Annotated in this window: 14 protein-coding genes and 3 pseudogenes; 5 read left to right on the top strand and 12 right to left on the bottom strand. The window is 70.8% G+C overall.

Annotated features, from left to right (window positions below; all coding sequences use genetic code 11):
- Position 1: 1 nt before the first annotated feature.
- The 3 genes from ADL12_RS48225 to ADL12_RS48215 all read right to left on the bottom strand — a co-directional run bounded on the left by ADL12_RS48225 (position 2) and on the right by ADL12_RS48215 (position 2,844).
- Positions 2-844, bottom strand: coding sequence for a fumarylacetoacetate hydrolase family protein (locus tag ADL12_RS48225; protein ID WP_062715580.1), 843 nt, complete (start codon positions 842-844; stop codon positions 2-4).
- Positions 841-1,914 carry a cupin domain-containing protein gene (locus ADL12_RS48220; protein ID WP_062715579.1) on the bottom strand — a complete coding sequence of 358 codons (1,074 nt, stop codon included), beginning with the start codon at positions 1,912-1,914 and terminating at the stop codon, positions 841-843. Before ADL12_RS48220 ends, ADL12_RS48225 begins: the two co-directional genes overlap by 4 nt.
- A gap of 120 nt (positions 1,915-2,034) precedes the next feature.
- Positions 2,035-2,844 (bottom strand): PaaX family transcriptional regulator, encoded by an 810-nt coding sequence (locus ADL12_RS48215; RefSeq protein ID WP_062715577.1) that lies wholly within the window; start codon positions 2,842-2,844, stop codon positions 2,035-2,037.
- A gap of 153 nt (positions 2,845-2,997) precedes the next feature.
- On the opposite strand from ADL12_RS48215, the gene ADL12_RS48210 reads away from it, so the two are divergent.
- Positions 2,998-3,723, top strand: a complete 726-nt coding sequence (locus tag ADL12_RS48210; RefSeq protein WP_062715575.1) for an alpha/beta fold hydrolase — start codon at positions 2,998-3,000, stop codon at positions 3,721-3,723.
- Positions 3,724-4,025: 302 nt separating this feature from the next.
- Here ADL12_RS48210 and ADL12_RS48205 read toward each other — a convergent pair whose 3' ends face one another.
- A complete protein-coding gene (locus tag ADL12_RS48205; protein WP_167364486.1) occupies positions 4,026-5,297 on the bottom strand; it encodes an MFS transporter in 1,272 nt (423 codons plus the stop codon).
- Between the two features lie 390 nt (positions 5,298-5,687).
- On the opposite strand from ADL12_RS48205, the gene ADL12_RS54760 reads away from it, so the two are divergent.
- Together ADL12_RS54760 and ADL12_RS48200 are read left to right on the top strand one after the other, a co-directional pair.
- Positions 5,688-5,846: a hypothetical protein gene (locus tag ADL12_RS54760; RefSeq protein ID WP_159053517.1), complete on the top strand. Its 159-nt coding sequence runs from the start codon at positions 5,688-5,690 to the stop codon at positions 5,844-5,846.
- A 191-nt stretch (positions 5,847-6,037) separates the two neighbouring features.
- Complete coding sequence (locus ADL12_RS48200; protein WP_062715573.1) at positions 6,038-7,294, top strand: RNA-guided endonuclease InsQ/TnpB family protein; 1,257 nt, start codon at positions 6,038-6,040, stop codon at positions 7,292-7,294.
- A 119-nt stretch (positions 7,295-7,413) separates the two neighbouring features.
- Here ADL12_RS48200 and ADL12_RS48195 read toward each other — a convergent pair whose 3' ends face one another.
- From ADL12_RS48195 to ADL12_RS58870, 5 genes and pseudogenes are all read right to left on the bottom strand, one after another.
- Entirely contained in the window at positions 7,414-8,910 is a 1,497-nt protein-coding gene (locus ADL12_RS48195; protein WP_063806830.1) for an FG-GAP-like repeat-containing protein, read from the bottom strand.
- Positions 8,911-9,034: 124 nt separating this feature from the next.
- Complete coding sequence (locus ADL12_RS48190) at positions 9,035-10,291, bottom strand: sensor histidine kinase (protein WP_062715624.1); 1,257 nt, start codon at positions 10,289-10,291, stop codon at positions 9,035-9,037.
- 123 nt (positions 10,292-10,414) lie between these two features.
- Positions 10,415-12,652: an MMPL family transporter gene (locus ADL12_RS48185; RefSeq protein WP_062715569.1), complete on the bottom strand. Its 2,238-nt coding sequence runs from the start codon at positions 12,650-12,652 to the stop codon at positions 10,415-10,417.
- 217 nt (positions 12,653-12,869) lie between these two features.
- Positions 12,870-13,382 (bottom strand): hypothetical protein, encoded by a 513-nt coding sequence (locus tag ADL12_RS48180; protein WP_062715567.1) that lies wholly within the window; start codon positions 13,380-13,382, stop codon positions 12,870-12,872.
- A 131-nt stretch (positions 13,383-13,513) separates the two neighbouring features.
- A pseudogene (locus ADL12_RS58870) lies at positions 13,514-13,654 on the bottom strand (DUF2201 family putative metallopeptidase); the annotation flags it as partial.
- Positions 13,655-14,144: 490 nt separating this feature from the next.
- On the opposite strand from ADL12_RS58870, the gene ADL12_RS48175 reads away from it, so the two are divergent.
- Complete coding sequence (locus ADL12_RS48175; RefSeq protein ID WP_159053516.1) at positions 14,145-15,551, top strand: alpha/beta hydrolase family protein; 1,407 nt, start codon at positions 14,145-14,147, stop codon at positions 15,549-15,551.
- A 52-nt stretch (positions 15,552-15,603) separates the two neighbouring features.
- Here the strand turns inward: ADL12_RS48175 and ADL12_RS58825 are convergent.
- Positions 15,604-15,741: pseudogene (locus tag ADL12_RS58825) on the bottom strand (DUF2201 family putative metallopeptidase); the annotation flags it as partial.
- 137 nt (positions 15,742-15,878) lie between these two features.
- Positions 15,879-16,176 (bottom strand): annotated as a pseudogene (locus ADL12_RS57575) (AAA family ATPase); the annotation flags it as partial.
- 220 nt (positions 16,177-16,396) lie between these two features.
- On the opposite strand from ADL12_RS57575, the gene ADL12_RS48170 reads away from it, so the two are divergent.
- Positions 16,397-17,359 carry an expansin EXLX1 family cellulose-binding protein gene (locus tag ADL12_RS48170; RefSeq protein ID WP_062715563.1) on the top strand — a complete coding sequence of 321 codons (963 nt, stop codon included), beginning with the start codon at positions 16,397-16,399 and terminating at the stop codon, positions 17,357-17,359.
- Between the two features lie 43 nt (positions 17,360-17,402).
- Here the strand turns inward: ADL12_RS48170 and ADL12_RS48165 are convergent, their stop codons facing one another.
- Complete coding sequence (locus ADL12_RS48165; RefSeq protein ID WP_208614779.1) at positions 17,403-17,738, bottom strand: hypothetical protein; 336 nt, start codon at positions 17,736-17,738, stop codon at positions 17,403-17,405.
- Positions 17,739-17,997: the final 259 nt, after the last annotated feature.

Here is a 17,997-nt window from a genome sequence, read left to right as displayed (position 1 = left end):
GTCAGCCCCTCACCGGAGCGTCGCCGCTCACCAGGGTGTTACGGCACTCGCCGACGCCCTCGACCCGCGTCACCAGCTCGCTGCCCTCGCCGAGATAGCGCGGGGGCTTGCGGGCGTGACCGACGCCGCCGGGGGTGCCGGTGGCGATGAGGTCGCCGGGGACGAGGGTGACGATCCGCGAGATGTACGCCACCAGGGCCGCCGGGTCGAAGACCAGGTCACCGGTGTCGGCCTTCTGCATCAGCTCGCCGTCGACGGTGCAGCTCAGCTCGGCCGACAGCGGGGCGTCGCCGGGCTCGGCGGTCACCAGCCACGGGCCGACCGGCGTACTCGCCTCGAAGGTCTTGCCCTGCAGCCACTGCGGCGAGCGGTACTGGAAGTCGCGCGCCGTGACGTCGTTGACCACCGTGTACCCGGCGATCGCTGCCCGCGCCTGCTCCGGCGTGGCGTGCCGGACCTCGGCGCCCACGATCACGCCGAGTTCGGCCTCCCAGTCCACCGCGTCCGATCCGGCGGGCAGCACGACCGGGTCGTACGCGCCGACCTGGGAGCGGGCGAACTTCGCGAAGAGGGCGGGGTGTTCGGGCAGCTCGCGGCCCATCTCCAGGATGTGGTTCCGGTAGTTGAGCCCGACGCAGACGATCTTCTCGGGGGACGGCACCGGCGGCGCGTAGTCCAGGCCGGCCAGGTCGTGCCCGGGTCCGTCCGCGGCGGCGGCCTCCGCCCGCCAGTCGGGGCGGCGCAGCAGCGCGCCCAGGTCGGGGTGGCCGAGTTCGACGGCGGCGGCGTCGTCCACGCGGACGGCGCGGGTGCCCTCGGCGGTGCGGATGGTGGCGAGCCTCATGCGGAAGGCTCCTCTCGGTGCGTGCGGGCCAGGCCGATCGCCTCGTACACGGGGTCGTCGGAGAAACGGAAGGCGTCCAGGCCGGTGTCGGTGTCCGCCGTGATGGTCAGCGGGGCCCAGGACGGGACGGCGAACAGATCGCCCTTCGTCACCTCGTACCGCTCGCCACCGACCTCGACCGTGCCGGTGCCGTCGAAGACCTGCCAGACGGCGGAGCCGACCACGCGGGTGGTTGCGGTACGGGCCCCGGCGCGCAGCCGGTGCATCTCGGTGCGGATGGTGGACAGGGCGTCCCGGGCGGTGGCCGGGTCGGTGAACCGTACGGCCGCGTGACCGGGCTCCAGCACGCCGGGGAAGCCCTCGTCCTCCAGCTCCAGCTGGGCGGTGAGCGCGGCGTCGGTGTGCTCCCAGCGATACGCCATCAGCGGGGAGGAAGGGGTGGCGGGGGCACCGACCGGGCGCAGGCCCGGGTGGCCCCAGAGGCGTTCGTTGCGGGAGGCGGCGGGGGTCGCCCGGGTGGCGAGCCGGTCGGGCCCGAACTCGAAGAATCCGGCGTCCAGTTGGCGGACCAGCGGGATATCCAGGCCGTCGATCCAGGCCATGGGCTCGTCGGTGGTGTTGTGGTGCTCGTGGAAGTGCATGCCGGGCGTCAACAGCAGGTCGCCCCGGCGCATCGCCACCGGGTCGCCCTCCACGTTCGTCCACACGCCCTCGCCCTCGACGACGAACCGGAACGCGGTCTGCGTGTGCCGGTGCGCGGGCGCCTCCTCGCCGGGGCCGAGGTACTGGATCGCGGCCCACAGCGTGGGGGTGGCGTACGCGGTGCCGGGCAGGCCCGGGTTGGCCAGCGCGATGGCGCGACGCTCGCCGCCCCGGCCGACCGGGACGAGGGTGCCGCTGCGCTCGGCGAGTGGGTGCAGCACGGACCAGCGCCACAGGGCGGGCACGGCGTCCGGCTGCGGGACCTGCGTCATCAGGCCCTCGCGCTGGGTCCACAGGGGTGTCAGGTGCGCGGCCTCGAAGTCGGCGTAGAGCCTCTCCAGCGCGGCACGTTCGTCGGTGATCGTCACGGCGGACTCACTCCTTCGGGGTGACCTGAGCCCTAACGTACGACATTGACACGACGGACGTCTAGATTCTGAAACGCTTTTCTCCCGCGTCTCAGCCCTACACCCCAGCCCGCCCCGGCCCTACGTCCCGGTGCCGCCGCCCACCACCTCGTCGACGTGGGCCTCCGCCTCCGCCCGCAGCAGCCCGTGGGCCTCCAGGAACAACTCGTGGGCCTGCCGGCCGACCCAGCCCTCGGGCAACAGCTCGGGCGGCAGGTCGGGGTCCCGGAAGGGGAACATGCGGTAGTCGTGGACCAGGCGCATGCGCTCCACCAGCGCGTCCCGGCCGCGCAGTTCCCCGGCGCGGTAGCCGGCGAGGCGGGGGCGGTAGCGATCGAGGAGTTCGCCGTACTCCTTGCCCAGGGCCGTCAGGTCCCAGGAACGGGTGGCCATGTCCCGGTCGGCCGCTGCGCCCTCGGAGCGGGCGTGCAGTGCATCGATCCGCACCGAGGGATGGTCGGCGAAGCTCTCCCTGACCTGGGCGATCCGGTCGTGCGGGCTGATCCACACCGACGCCGACAGCAGACCGAAGCCGAGCCAGGACAGCTCTTTTCGCAGCTGCTCGCGCAGGGCCCGGTCGGCCTCGGGCACCGAGTAGATGACCATGTGCCACTGACCGTCCCACGGCCCCCGGGCCCGCCCGAAGATCCGTTCCCGGCCCTCGTCGAGCAGCCGCCAGGAGGCGTCGGTGAGGGCGTAGACGGTCTCGCGGCCCTCCCGGCTGCTGTCCAGCCAGCCCTCCTTGCGCATCCGGGCGGCCACCACACGGACCGTGCTCTCGGGGATGTCGAAGCAGTCCATGAGCGCGACCAGGCCGCGCAGCCGGACCTCGCCTCCCCGATAGCGCAGATAGTCGCCGAACAGGTCGAAGACCAGCGAACGCGGTTTCACAAGCACCTCCATGGGGCCCGCAGGACCCCACCCCTATACGCGTCAACCACTTGACGATCGTCTCACAGACGATCGATATTTCACCCATGCGACGGCCGTCTTCAGGACGGCACCCTTTCAGGGGCCCCGGCCCCCTCCGTCAAAGGAGACGGCATGGCAGATACCTTCGTCCTCATCTCCGGCGCCTGTCACAGCGGCTGGACCTGGCGCCTGGTCGCCGAGCGGCTGCGCGCCGCCGGTCACCGCGTCCTCGCCCCGGACCTGCCCGGCCTCGCCGACGGGGACGATCCGCGCGAGCACAGCCTGGCGGACGTCGGGGACTTCATAGTCGACCTCGTCGAGCGGCACGACCTGCGGGACGTCACCCTGGTCGGCCACAGCTGGGGCGGCTACCCGCTCACCGCGGCGGCGCCCCGCCTGGCGCCCCGCCTGCGCAAACTCGTCTACTGGAGCGCGTTCGTCCCGGCCGAGGGTCAGTCCCTGATGGACGAGGTCCCGCCGCACTACGCGGAGATGTTCCGGCAGATCGCCGCCGCGTCCGGGAACGACGGCATCCTCTTCCCGTACGAGGTGTTCACCTCGGCCTTCATGCAGGACGGCGAGGAGAGCGCCCAGCGCCTGGTCCACGGCCTGCTGGTGCCCCAGCCCCTGCGCTACTTCACCGAGACCGTCACCCCCGTCGACCCGGCCGCGCTCGGCGTCCCCGCCTCCTACGTGGTGGGCACCGAGGACCTGGCCCTGCCCCCGGGCGAGTACGGCTGGACCCCCCGCTTCCCACAGCGCCTCGGCCCCGACACCCCGGTCATCGAGTACGCCGGCACCCACGAGGCCCAGTTCACCCGCCCCGAGGAACTGACGGCCGCCCTGCTCAAGGCGTAGACGCTCCGCTGAGGGGGCCGCGGTGGGCCGTCGGCCGGCTGCGGCGCCCTCGTGGCTGGTCGCTCCTGTTCGGACGACGAACCGCCCCTGCCGCATCGGATACTTCTCCGACGCAGCAGGGGCGGTTCCATGTCCGCGAGGCCGGGCGCACGAAGCCGCGCGGGACTCCGCAGCCGAGCAGTACGCCGTTCAGCGGACCGGCAGCGCAGGGAAGACGTCCGGTCCGCCTGTCCCTGCCACGGGATGGCGGCCTGCGGCTCACTCTCCGCGAGCGGACGGGACCCGCAGGTCCCGGCGTCCGCTCAGGCCGCCTGTACCGCAGTGCCGTCGGTCGCGGGCGAAGGGGAAGCGGCTCGGGCGCCCTTGGGGAGCAGGAGCACCATCAGCGCGCCGACGGCCGCCGGGATGGCGAAGGCGTAGAAGTTCCACTCCATGTCCAGGTCGGAGGCGAGCAGGAAGCCACCGAAGGTCGGTCCGACGACCGCGCCGAGCCGCCCGATGCCCAGCGTCCAGCCCAGCGCGGTCGCGCGGACCTCGGGCGGGAAGTGCATGGCGACGTAGGCGTTGACCATGATCTGGGTACCGATGGTGCCGAACCCGGCGACGGCCACCAGCGCGTACATCACCCAGGCCGCCATGGGCGAGCTCAGCAGATAGATGGAGACGGCGGCGGCCACGAACGTCACCGCGGTCACCGGCTTCATGCCCAGCCGGTCACCGATCGGCGCCACCAGGACGGAACCGACGGCGGCCCCCACGTTCATCATCACCAGGAAGAGCAGCGAGCTGGACAGCGGATAGCCCGCCGCCTTCATGATCTGCGGGAGCCAGGTGTTGAGTCCGTACACGAGCAGCAGACCGAAGAAGCTGGTGACCGCGAACAGCAGGGCGGGCACGAGGTGGCGCCTGGTGAACATGGCCGCGACACCTCGCTTCACACCCGGCCCGGCGGGTGTCCCCTTGGCCGCGAGGTAGCTCGTGGACTCCGGCAGGAACCGCCAGAGCAGGGGGACGACGGTCACGAGCGGGAGCGCACCGATCCAGAACATGATCCGGAAGCCGAACTCCGGCAGCAGCGCCAGGGCCAGTACGGCGGACAGGATCCCGCCGACGGGATAGCCGGAGAACATCAGCGCGTTGTTGAGACTGCGCCGGTGTGCGGCCGAGTACTCGGCGGTCAGGGCGATCGCGGTGGGCATCACACCGCCGAGGCCGAGCCCGCCGAGCAGGCGGAAGAAGCCGAAGAGTTCGGCGCTCGGCGCCACCGCGCAGCCGACCATGGCCAGCGAGAACCAGCTGACGCAGATCAGCATCACCTTCCGCCGCCCGACGAGATCGGTCACCGCGCCCGCGACCAGCGCCCCGACCAGCATCCCGATGAGGGCGTAGCTGCCGATCATCCCGGCCTCGGTGGGGGTCAGCCCCCAGGGCTGGTACTGCAGCAGGGCCGGAACGACGGCCCCGTAGACGATGAGGTCGTAACCGTCGAACAAGATCACCGCGAAGCACAGCCCCAGGACCGTGAGTTCACTGCGGCTTGCGGCACTTCTGGAACGGACGTCTTCTGGCTTCATTGCCCTCACCACTCCCGAGCGGTTCCTGTGTGGTACGCCATCGGCGCCATCGGAGTATGTGTCAAACAAAAAACGGACGTCAATAATCTGTCACGCATTGGTTTGGTGGTTCGATGGGGACCGCTAGACCCGTGTGGCGATCAGCGCAGGTGGACGCGGCATTCGAGGTCAAGCCCGTCACGCGCACAAGGAAGAACTTGCCGACTTCTCCTGTCGGCCGTCCTTGATCTGTTCATCCCAAAGGGGGCAGAGGATCAAAGGTGCCCCCTGATCTTCACAGCCGACCGGCCGCCCATTAGTGTTTCGCCGCTGCCGTGTGGATGAGTGATGACGCCGTCCGTTCACCTAGGGGGAGAGGTCCGGCGGCCACTCATTCACTGTGGGGGCACATTGAACGCGCGTACGCGCCACATACTCGCGGCGCTCACTGGCGTCGCCGCGCTCGCGGCGGGCCTCGTCACGGCGGTTCCGGGGCCGGCGGCGGCGGCCGCCGGTTCCATGGGCGGTTCAGGGACCGCCGTCGTCCTGCTGACCGAGGGTCGCCCATGATCGCGTCGGTCTACGGCTACCGGGTTTCATCGGCAGTGCATCGACGTTCACGCCGGTGGTGAAGCCGATCTCGTGGCTGCGGCGCGGAGTGCCGCAGTGTCGTTCCGGCGGAGCCGGACTGTGCCGTGGCGGTGAGTTGGAGAACGGATGTTCCCAGAGGCAGCACGTGTGATCGTTCGTACGATCACCGCATGCAGCTTCGGTACGCCTTCAGGTTGTACCCGGAGTCCGGCCAACGCACCGCGCTGGCACGGGCGTTCGAGTGCGCCCGTGTCGTGTTCAACGACGCGGTACGCGCTCGTGAACAGGCCCGCAGGGCCAGGGAACCCTTCCCGACCGCGGCCGTGCTGTCCCAGCAGTTGATCACCCAGGCCAAGAACACATCGGAACGCTCCTGGCTGGGCGAGGTCTCCGCGGTTGTCCTGCAGCAGTCCCTGCGGGATGCCGAGGCCGCGTACAAGAGCTTCTTCGCCTCTCTCAAGGGCGAGCGCAAGGGCAAGAAGGTGGGTGCGCCCCGGTTCAAGTCCCGCAAGGACCGAAGGCAGGCGATCCGGTTCACCGCGAACGCCCGCTGGAAGATCACCGGCAACGGGCGGCTGTCGCTGCCGAAGATCGGGGAGATCAAGGTCAAGTGGTCGCGGGAGTTGCCCGTGACGCCGTCGAGCGTGACGGTGATCAGGGACGCGGCCGGAAGGTACTTCGCGAGCTTTGTCATCGACACCGATCCCGGAACCGACCAGACCCGCTGGGACGAGCCGGAGCCAGATGCCGCGATCGGTATCGACCTGGGCCTGACGCTCCCCCAGACTCCGTCCGGGGGGACCCCCATCGCCGTCCTCTCCGACGGCACGAAGATCGAACCTCCGCGGTTTCTGCGCCGGGCGGAGAAGAAGCTGAAGAAGGCGCAGCGGGAGCTGTCGCGTAAGCAGAAGGGATCGAGGAACCGGGAGAAGGCCCGCCTGAAGGTTGCCCGTGCCCATGCTCAAGTGGCTGATGCGCGCAAGGAGTTCCACCATCAGTTGTCCACGAGGCTGATCCGCGAGAACCAAGCGGTCGCGGTGGAGGACCTGGCGGTGTGTGGACTCGCGCGCAGCAGGCTGGCCAAGAGTGTGCACGATGCGGGCTGGTCCCAGTTCGTGGCCATGCTCGACTACAAGGCGCAGCGGTACGGGCGTACCTTCGTGAAGGTCGGCCGGTTCGAGCCCACCAGCCAGGTGTGCTCCGCCTGCGGGCACCGGGACGGACCCAAGCCCCTGGGCGTGCGGGAATGGACCTGTCCCTCCTGCGGCACCCGGCATGACCGGGACCATAACGCCGCGAAGAACGTGAAAGCGGCCGCCGGACTGGCGGCATCAGCCTGCGGAGCGCCGGTAAGACCAGAACCTGTTCTGGCACAGCGCGATGAAACAGGAAGTCACGGAATCCCGCCCGAGACCTGTGCCGCGTAGCGGCGCAGCAACGGGCGGGATTCCGTAGCCCGTACGGCCTGAAGAGGGCCACGCGGCGTCGTGGGGGCGTCCGGCACACTGCCGGACGCCCCCACGCGCCTTTCAGCGTGAGCCGGGACTCAGCTGCCCAGGACCGAGCCGAACTCGGCGTTCGGGTAGGTGAAGCCGAAGGCCCGCTCGCTGAAGGAGATCGCGCCGGTCGTCGTCAGTCCGGTGGCCGAGCCGCGCAGCACCCAGTCACCGCCGTCTCGCGTCGACCCGGCGAAGACGTCCTCGCCCTTCGCCGCGATCGCCAGGTCGGCCGCGCCGTTGCCGTCGACGTCGGCGATCCGCACGGCGGAACCGAACCAGTCGTCCGCCTCGGCGGCGCCGGGCACCCCGCTGGTGGTCTGGTAGAACGCCTGCGCTCCGGCGCCGGTCAGGCCGGTCGCCGTGCCCTTGAGCAGGGCCGCCCCGCCGGTCTGCGCCACGGTGCCGACCGCCTCGCCGGGCACGCCGACCGCCACATCCGCGTAGCCGTCACCCGTGACGTCGCCGACCGCGAGGGACGCGCCGAAGTTGTCGCCGGGCTCGTTCGAGCCGGGGACGCCGGCGGTGTTCTGGTCGAGGGTGGCGGTGCGGTGGGCGCCGAGGCCCTCCGGGCTGCCGTAGCGGACGTGGACGAAGCCCGCGGCGTCCGAGTACTCGCCCGCGGCGGCCGCCGACGCCGGGATGTGGCCGGTGACGAGGTCGGCGTAGCCGTCGTGGTCGACGTCGCCCGCGGCGGCCGCGACGGTGGGGGCCTCCGTCGCGTCGGCGGTGCCGGAGGCCGGGTCGGTCAGCCAGACCTCGTCGAGGCTGTCGGCGCCCCAGGTGTAGACGCCGGTGTGCTGGCAGCCGCCCGTGGTGCCGTCGCAGTTCTCGGGACCGGTGACGACGAGCTGAGCGCGCCCGGCACCCGTGAAGTCTCCGGCGGTGAGGGTGCGGGGCTCGATGTAGGCGTTGAAGTTCTCGGCGTACCGGGCGCCGGTCGGCGCCGTACGGCCCGGCAGGTCGTCGTACACCCACAGCTTGTTGCGGCTGAGCGCGGCGAGCTGCGGGGTGCCGTCGCCGTCGAGGTCGGCGACGACGACCTTCTTGCCGAAGTCCTTCTCGGCGTCCCACTGGCTGGTGGCGAGCGGACTGGCGATCGTGATGCCGTCACCGCTCAGGCCGTTCGCACCGCCCCACAGGATGGTGAGGGTGCCGTAGGAACTGCTGTTGGGCACCCGCTCGCCGGGCGCGCCGACGACGAGGTCGGTGTAGCCGTCGCCGTCGAGGTCGCCGGTGGCGTAGGTGCTGCCGAAGAGCTCGTTGGACCAGGCGTCGCCCGGGACGCCGGCGGAGTTCTGGGTGAGGGTCGCCGAACGGGCGGGGGACACGCCGTCGGCGGAGCCGTAGAGGACGGTGACCGAGCCGGCGGCCGGGTAGCTGCCGACGGGGGCTTCGGGCGTGGCCACGACGAGGTCGGCGACACCGTCGCCGTTGAAGTCGTCGGCCTTGGTGGTGACCGCGCTCGCCGTGGGGACGAGCGTCAGGGTCAGGCCCGTGGCCGCCGCGGCGACGGCCACGGCGACGAACATGGTGCGTAGGCGCAAGACTGCTCCAGGTTCGGAGGACAGAGGTAGGCGTGGGGGGCCGTGTACATGACGCTTGAGGGGAACCAAGGGTTGTACACGGGCGGACACGCCCGACACCGGCCAGGTGAAAGCCTCCTCCGAGTCAAGAAGTTCTCTCTTCTTCCGGGGCGTGCGGGTGCAGTGGGAGCGCCGTGGAGACTTCGAAGCCGCCTTCGGGGCGGTGACCGGCGCACAGCTCACCGCCGATGGAGCGGGCGCGTTCGCGCATACCCATGACGCCGAAGCCCTTGCTCTGTACGGCCTCGTAGGCTGCGGGATCCGTGGGGGGCGTGGGGGTCGTGGGACCGTCGTTGCTGACCGTGATCATCAGGCGGGAACCGGCGTACTCGAAGCGGACCTGCGCGGCCTGGGCGGAGGCGTGCTTGGTGACGTTGGTGAGCGCCTCCTGCACGATCCGGAAGGCGGTCAGGTCGACTCCCGGTGAGAGGGACTGTGGCTCCCCCTCGGTGGTGACCGTGACCTTGAGCCCAGCGGACGCGCACGCCGAGACCAGTTCGGGCATGCGGGCGAGCCCGGGCGCCGGCTCCATCGAGGCGGAGTCCGGGTCCCCGCTGTGACGCAGCAGCCCCAGCGTCGCCTTCAGCTCGCGCAGCGCGGAGGAGGTGGTGCCGGTCAGGTCGGTGAGGATCTTCTTGGTCTGCGGCGGGTTGTCGAGCGCGAGGTGCGCGGCCGTACCGGCCTGGGCGTTGGCCAGGGCCAGGTGGTGGGCGACGACGTCGTGCAGCTCACGGGCGATGCGCATGCGCTCCTCGGTGACGCGCAGGCGGGCCTCCTCCTCCCGGGTGCGCTCGGCGTGCTCGGCGCGGGCCTGTACCGCCGCCAGGTAGGCGCGCCGCAGCCGGGTCATGTTGCCGGCGGCCAGCGGCAGCAGCAGCCAGAACAACGGGCCGATCGTCCTGAGCAGCAGCGAGATGTGGTCCATGGAGTCGGAGATCGCCGCCGCGACGATCACCGCAACCAGGGTGGTGACGCCGTAGACACGGGTGGTCCGGCGTTCGGTGAGGGTGGCCAGCCAGTAGAGCGCCGCCATGACGGGTGCCAGCAGCAGGGGGGTGAGCAGATACCCGAGGGCGATCACGATCACCGCACAGACCGCGGACACGACGACGGCGATGCGCGGGTGGGTGCGGTGCTTGAGCAGGGCGAGGCAGGAGAGGCCCAGCAGGGCGGTGGCGGTCTTGTCCTGGCCCGGCGGGTCGGCACCGGGCAGGGTGAGCATGCTGCCGAGGGTCGCGCAGCCCATCAGCGCCATCACCAGCACCACGTCGATGGCGAGCGGGTGGCGGTCCGTGAACCCCTCGATGCGGTCCGCGTAGCGCCGCTCCGGGCTGGTGCTCATGGTGCTCATGGTGCTCTCCGGTCGGTGGGCTCGGTCCATGGTGGACGCCTCCGGGTGGGAACGGCCGACGGGACCACCCGTGTCCTTCGTCACGGGCGGTCCCGGTGAGGGTGGGCGGTCGGATCAGGTGCGCGCCGGTTCCAGGTCGGCCGGGGCGTCCGGGGCGTCCGGTGCGTCCGGTGCGTCCGGTGCGGGTTCCGCCTCGGACCGCCGGCTGAGCGCCTCCCCCTCCACATCGACGCGGGGCAGGATCCGGTCCAGCCACTTCGGCAGCCACCAGGCCTTGTCGCCGAGCAGGGCGAGGACGGCCGGCACGATCGCCATCCGTACGACGAAGGCGTCGAACAGGACGGCGGAGGCGAGGCCGAACCCGATCATCTTGATCATGGAGTCGCTCTCCCCGATGAACCCGGCGAAGACCGCGATCATGATCAGCGCGGCGGCCACGACCACGCGGGCGCTGTGCCGGAAGCCGGATGTGACCGCCTGCGGGGCCGACTCGCCATGGACGTATGCCTCCCGCATCCGGGAGACGAGGAAGACCTCGTAGTCCATGGCGAGCCCGAAGACGATGCCCACCAGGAAGATCGGCATCAGGCTCATGATCGGCCCGGTCTGCTCCACACCCAGCAGCTCGGCGCCGTGCCCCTGCTGGAAGACCACGACGACCGCGCCGAGGGAGGCCAGCACCGACAGCAGGAAGCCGAGGGCCGCCTTCAGCGGGACGAGCAGGGACCGGAAGACCACCATCAGCAGGACGATCGCAAGCCCGACCACAACGATCAGATACGGCACCAGCGCGGACTGCACCTTGTCCGAGATGTCGATGTTCAGCGCGGTCGTGCCGGTGACCTCGAAGGTCGCCCCGGTCTCGGCCTCGACCCCGGGACGCGCGTCCCTGATGACCGTCACCAGGTCCTTGGTCTTCTCGTCGGTCGGCGCGGTGGACGGCACGACCGAGAAGACGGCGGTGTCACCGGCGTCGTTGAAGCGGGCCGGAGAGACGGACACGACACCCTCGGTGGCGCCGATCTCCTCGGAGATCGTCGTGACCGCGCCCTTCGGATCGGCGTCGCCCTCGGCGTCCACGACGACGGTCAACGGCCCGTTGAAGCCCGGCCCGAAGGCCTCGGCGAGCGCGTCGTAGGCCCGGCGTTCGGTAGTGGAGGTCGACTTGGCCTCGTCACCGGGCATGCCCAGCTGAAGTTCCGTCATCGGCACCGCGAGCGCGCCGAGGCCCACGACGCCGAGGAGCAGCACCGGCAGCGGACGGCGCAGCACGAACCGCGCCCAGCGCGTACCGCCGTTGTTCTCGCCGCCCTCCTCGATACGGCCGCTCTTGCGGGCCTTCCTCGACAGCACGGCGTTCGGCCAGAACCCGAGGAACGCCGGGACCAGCGTCAGCGCGATCAGCACGGCGACGACGACCGCGCCCGCCGCGGCCAGCCCCATCTTGGTGAGCATCGGAATGCCGACCACCGACAGCCCGGCCAGCGCGATGACGACGGTGAGCCCGGCGAACACGACCGCCGACCCGGCCGTACCGACGGCCATCCCGGTCGCCTCCTGCGGCGTACGGCCCTTGGCGCGCTCCTCCCGGTACCGCGAGACGACGAACAGGGCGTAGTCGATGCCGACCGCGAGGCCCAGCATCATGGCGAGGGTGCCGGTCGTGGCGGACAGGCCGAGAGCACTGGCCAGGGCGAGGATCGTGGCCATGCTGACGCCGACGCCGATGATGGCGGTCAGCAGGGGCAGCCCGGCGGCGGCAAGGGATCCGAAGGTGACGAGCAGGACGACGGCGGCTATCGCGATGCCGATGACCTCGGCGGCGCCGCCCGCGCCGCCCCCGTCGTCCATCGCGCTGCCGCCGGCCTCGACGGTCAGCCCCGCGTCCCGGGCCTCGTCGAGCGCCCGCTCCAGGTGGGTCTTGCCGGCGTCGGTGAGGTCCTCGGCCGCGACCTTGTAGGTGACGGTCGCGTACGCCGTCGTCCCGTCCTTGCTCACCGCCTTCGCCTGGAACGGGTCGGCGACGCCCGCGACCTGGGAGCCGTCGCCCAGCTCGGCCACGGCCTCCTCGACGGCCTTCTTGTTCTCGGCGGCGGTCACCTTCTCACCGCCCGGCGCGACGAAGACGACCCGCGCGGTCGCACCGTCGGCCGTCGCACCCGGGAAACGCTCCTCCATCAGGTCGAACGCCTTCTGGGACTCGATGCCCGGCATGGAGAACCCCTCGTCGGAGGCTCCCGGGGCCTTCAGGGCACCCAGCCCGACGGCGGCCAGAACGGCCGCCCAGACCAGGGCGACGTACCAACGCCGCCGGAAGGCCAAACGGCCCACTCGATACAGGAAAGTAGCCACGGCAGGGGTCTCCACATCTGGGACTCGAACGTCTGCCCAGGCTGTCCGGTGCAGGGGGGTCGTGTCGTCGTGCGGCTGCCGACAATCCCGGCTACTGAGAACGCAGTACGGACCGGGCGTCAGGTCCACCCCGGGGATGGCGCCCGCCCCTGACGCCGCCGGCCCCGAGGCGAGGACCTCGGGGCCGGCGGTGTCATGACGTGGTGCAGGTGAGGGCTCAGCCGAAGAGTGCCACCCTCGGATGGACCGTGCCCTCGGCCGTCGGGTTGAGGGCGGTGACCCGGTAGACCTCGGTGAGGGTGTCCCCCGCGGGCAGCGTGCGCTGGGCGGTGGTGAGGTCGGTGAACAGGGTGCCGGTCTGGCTGCCGAGGTCGACGGCCTCCCAGCAGCCGGTGGCGGTGCGCCGCTCGACCCGGATGTCCGACGAGTCGAGGAACGGCCCGGCGTCCGGCGACTCCACCAGAAGCTGCGGGGCGATCGCGCGATCCGCCGACGACTCGTTGCGGTAGGTGAGCGTGACCTCGTGAGCGGCGTCGTCGGCGACGAGGGTGCTCGTGGGCAGGTCGACGAACTCGGTCGGTATGGCGGGCGTCTGGCCGGTCGGGGCCGTGGACGTCGCGGTGGTGGTCGGCGGGGTGGCTGCCGCGGCTGGTCCTGCCGCGGCGAAGCCGGCGAGCGCCACCATGAGGGCCAGGGCGGCGACCCTGGGGCGGCTGTTCTTCAACGACACGTTCGCTGATCCTTCGGATTCGCTCGGGTGAATGATGTTCCCCCCGTCCGTGGCTGCCGCCAGAGACATCACCAAGACTACGCAAGCCGGTTCAGGTGCGGCCGAGCAGGCTGCGGGACGGGTGTGGAGGCCTATCCGATGTCAACCACCCTTGCCCACAAGGGTGGTTGGTCCGGCACGTACTCGGGATCGTCCTCGTCGTACGGCCGGAAAGCGTGCCGCCGGGGAAACAGTCCCACCACCGTCCGGGGTCGCGTCCCGCGACGTGGTGTAGGGATGCGGAGTTCGCGACTCCGCAGCTCAATGGAGCGATGTAGTCGTTTCCGCGCCGGATGGCGGTGATGACACCCGTGAGCGGCGCGGAGAACCGGGGAGGCGGGCCGGCCGGCGCGTGCGCCACGGCGCTGAACGGAGCCGCACGGTCCGGATGGCTACACCACTCGGCGGGGCACCACCATCCGCTTGGCCGAGCCTGCCTGGCAGGGGGGCTACAAAACGCCGAAGGATGCACCTATCAACTGCCTCAGTCGACGGGACGCGCACAGCCTCCAGGCGACCGTGCCGGACCGATACGCAGCAGCCTCATCGGGAGATGCCATGCACACAGCCCCGGAGAACCACGATCGCGCGCAAAGTAGGCGTGCGAACGGGAGACTGAAGCGGTCCGGGCGCGGGCTACGTGGCAGGACCGGCGCGCGTAGGCGGTGGCTCCTGCTGAGCGTCTGCCTGATCTTGAGTGCCTTCGGCTCCGGCACAACATCGATGGCTGCTGCCACCAAGCCGTCGGCCCAGCAATGCGACGAAGTGCCGACCGGCGTCGCCACCAGCAATCACTTTCTGACATTCAGGGTGCCGCCCAGGCTCATGCCGGACCCCCAGTTCGCAGGGCGCCCGGCGAGGATCCAGGTGCATCGCGTCCGGCCGGTGTACGCGAACGGCCAATGCCCAGGGGTGACCAACAGGGCCGCGGTGCTGATCCACGGTCGTCTCCAACCGGGCCCCGCGGTGTTCGACCTGCGCCACACCGCCCCGGAAGGCGGCCGGCTCAGCACGCAGGAGGGACTCGCGCGGGCGGGAATCGACACGTTCGCCCCGAGCCTGCTCGGCTACGGCCGCTCGACGCGCTTCGAGAACGGCCTTGACGATCCCGGCAACGCGAGCCTCAGACCCTACAACGCGGACGGCAGCTGTTCCTGGCCCGAGGGGTGCGACCGCACGCACAACCCGATCTTCCCCCTCGATCAGCAGGGGATGCATCTCTTGACCAATCCGCTCGGCGGGGAGCGGCGCGCCCACTCGAGCAATGTCCGCTTCGGACGTACCGACGTCTGGGTACGCGACATCCGCCAGGTCATCGACGACGCCATCGCGCGCGCCCAGCCGACGGACGGCAAGGTCACCCTGATCGGCCATTCGCTCGGCGCGGAGCGCGTCGGACGGACGCTGTACGCGGCCAACCCGGTCCTCCCCGGAAGCGCCGAGGTCATCGCGAAGGTCAACCGTGTCGTGTTCCTGTCGCCGATCTTCGGTGGACCGACCGGACCGACAGAGGAGACGACGCCGCCCGGCGGCTTCCTCACCTTCCCGCTGCATGTGACCCCCTTCGAAGCCGCGGCCGCAACCTGGCTCATGCCGCCGGACCGCGAGGCGGCCTGCACCGGCCACGTCGTCCCAGGCAGCCCGGAGCAGCTCGCGGCGCAGCTCAGGGAGCAGGAGACCGTGGGGCGTGAATGGGGAGGAAGCGACCCCAACAACCCGACCGGCCTCAACCGCTCGCCAACGTTTTCCAGCTACGGCTGGAATACCACCGTCGCGGGACAGCTGACCCCACCCACGCTGGTCGTGCAGGGGTTCGAGGACCTTGGCGTGCCCGGAGGAGTGGCCAACTCGTCCGCCATCTTCAACGCCCTCCCCGCGTCGATGACGAACAAGGTGCTGGTGCAGGTGCGGTGCGCAAGCCACGCCCTACAATTCGAAGGCTGCTCCGGCCCACGCTGCACCCCGGCATCCGGGACGCCCTACGGCGGGCTCCCTGGCGAGCCCTGGGCCGGCCCCCATGCCACGCTCAAGGCGGCACTGAGCGAGTGGATCAAGAACGGGACCTTCAACGGATCCGCGAGCGGGCAGTTCACCGTCGACGAAAGCGGCGTGGCCAGCGCCAGCCCGTAGGGGCGCTCCAGGCCGTGAGCGAGGTTTTCTGACAGAGCGTTTGGTCCGGTGACGCCATCGTCGGCACCCGCCTCGACTCCACGACGTGCAGGGCGAACAACGCCGTGGCCAGGTAGGGCCGGATCCGGGCGGCATGCAGCCGGGCGGCGAAGAGCTTGTCGCGGTCCAGTCGCCGGGGTGGGGGTACCACCCCCCACCCCGGCGACTCCGGGCATGCCTTGAGGCGGGGCTGGGGGCGTCCCCGGACCACCCGTGCTCATCGGACCACCCCCGCTCATCGGACCACCCCCGCTCATGGGACCACCCGTGATCATCGGCCCCCTTCCCGGCGACCCCCGTGGTTCGGTGCGCCGCGTGGTCGGCTCGCCGGGACAGGGACACCACTCCGGCGAGCTGCTCGATCGACGGCGGTACGTTCCAGTGCTCCTGGCGCAGTGAGGCGAGCGTGGACGCGGGGACGACGACCAGGTCCGGGGCCCCGGTCTCCACCGCCCGCACCAGAAGCGCCCACACCGCATCCCAACGGGCCCTCTCCGGGCGCGCCCGCACCGCCTCCACCACACCGTCGAGCGCGGCCTGCCGCAGATCCCCCCCTCTCCGGCAGCTCGGCACCCGTCGGGTCGGCCGTAACGCTGCCCGTTTCGAGCCGCCAGGAATTTTCCGTACCGGCGAGCGAGAGGGCGGCAAGCCAAGTGTGCCGAACCTGCCGGACCTGCCGAACCTGCCGAACCAACCGGCAACCTTTTCGGCCCCGGCGGCCACTGATGCATGGGCACCTCCCCGCACGGGAGCCCCACGCCCCACTCACGTGCTCTGCCTCTGCCGAACCGCGTAAGGACTGATCCGTGGCATCCCCTTCCCACCGCCGCTCCCCGAGCAAGCGACGCACGGGCCTCGTCCCTGCCGTCGCAGTGGCGGCCGTCGTGCTCGTCATATCCCTGATCATGGCCCTTCGCCCCGACGGGGACCCCACGGCCGGGCATGCCGCGACCGCGCCCGTCGCCGGCAGCCAGTCGACGACTCCGCAGACGGCGCGCAGCGCCAGCCCGAAGCCGAAGCCCAAGCCGAAACCAAAGGCGAAGCCGAAGCCGAAGCCATCCAAGGCGTCCCCGACCGCACCGTCCGCCAAAACCACCCCACCATCCCCCTCCGCCAGGACGGCTCCCCAACCGGTCTCGGCCTCCGCACCGTTGGCGGGACGGATCCGCCCCGAGGGCACCTACGAAGGAGTGGCCACCTTCTACGACGCCGGAGACGGCAACGGCGCCTGCCTCTACGGCCCGACCGACGACCTCATGACCGCGGCGATGAACCACACGGACTACGAGACGTCCAAGGCGTGCGGGGCGTACGTACGCGTCCGCGCGGCGAACGGCGCCTCCGTCACGGTCCGCATCACCAACGAATGCCCCCTTCCCTGCGCCCCCGGCCAACTCGACCTGAGCGCACAGGCCTTCGCCAAGCTCGCCATCCCCTCGGCCGGCCGGATCCCGGTCACCTGGAGCCTGCTGAGCCCCAGCACGTCCGGCACGATCTCGATCCGCTACAAGACCGGGTCCAGCCCGCACTGGTGCGGCATCCAGGCGGTGGGGCACCGCAACCCCGTGGCCCGACTGGAGGTCCGCGACGGCGGCGGCTGGCGCCGGCTGGCGCGCACCGAGTACAACTACTTCCTCTCCGAGCAGGGAAGCGGATGCGGCGGCGCGATCAGGATCACCGACATCTACGGAGAGGCGTTGACGGTCGACGCCCTCGCGATCCGGCCGGATGTCCTGCAGCCGACCCGGCTCCAGTTCGCCGCGCACTGACAACAGACCTCCCGGATCAAGGCCGTGCCTCTCGGGTGGCCGCTCAGGTACCGAGGCTCTTGATGGTCGCCTCCACCAGGCGGTTGCCCTGGGGGGCGTACCACGAGGTGTACGACGACAGCTTGGCGACCGCCGCGCCCAGCCACTCCGGATCGCCGAGCCGGTCCAGCGCCTTCGCCTCGGTGAGCTGGTCGAACAGGGCCTTCAGCACGATGACGTGGCCGGCCTTGTAGCGACGCAGGTGATGCGTGTGCCGCACCTTCCACAGGTCGTACGGATGGCGCACGATGCCGTGCAGTGAGCAGCCGTCGCGGCCCATGTCGGCGCCGGGCGCGAACCCTCCGACGAAGCCCCCACAGGGTGTGGCGTGCCACCTCACCTGATTCTTGCGAGGATGCCCCGGCGTTCACGCCGGGGAGGAATCGCTTCCCGTGACGGCGACGCGGAGCGTCGCCGTGTCCGCTCTCCTGGGGGGCGCGGAGCGCCCGCAAAGCCGCTGATGGAGCCGAAAAGCGAACGGGTGTGCCCGTGTTCGCCGTTGAGGGTGACTTTGCCGTAGTGGGGTACGGGTGTGCGCATGCCGCACGTACGGTCTCATCGTGGAAGCTGGGCGATCGGGCGGGGCGTGGGAGGGGGGA

This window comes from Streptomyces regalis (assembly GCF_001509475.1).
Lineage (GTDB): Bacteria > Actinomycetota > Actinomycetes > Streptomycetales > Streptomycetaceae > Streptomyces > Streptomyces regalis.
Note: the sequence above shows the minus strand (reverse complement) of the source record. Positions and strands in the feature narration are given on the sequence as shown.

What these genes read in the sequence shown, in the direction of transcription:
- ADL12_RS48210 (WP_062715575.1), top strand. Translation starts at nt 2,998, where the DNA reads ATGGCAGATACCTTCGTCCTCATCTCCGGCGCCTGTCACAGCGGCTGG.
- ADL12_RS48175 (WP_159053516.1), top strand. Translation starts at nt 14,145, where the DNA reads ATGGCTGCTGCCACCAAGCCGTCGGCCCAGCAATGCGACGAAGTGCCG.
- ADL12_RS48225 (WP_062715580.1), bottom strand. Translation starts at nt 844, where the DNA reads ATGAGGCTCGCCACCATCCGCACCGCCGAGGGCACCCGCGCCGTCCGC.
- ADL12_RS48200 (WP_062715573.1), top strand. Translation starts at nt 6,038, where the DNA reads ATGCAGCTTCGGTACGCCTTCAGGTTGTACCCGGAGTCCGGCCAACGC.
- ADL12_RS48190 (WP_062715624.1), bottom strand. Translation starts at nt 10,291, where the DNA reads ATGAGCACCAGCCCGGAGCGGCGCTACGCGGACCGCATCGAGGGGTTC.
- ADL12_RS48205 (WP_167364486.1), bottom strand. Translation starts at nt 5,297, where the DNA reads ATGAAGCCAGAAGACGTCCGTTCCAGAAGTGCCGCAAGCCGCAGTGAA.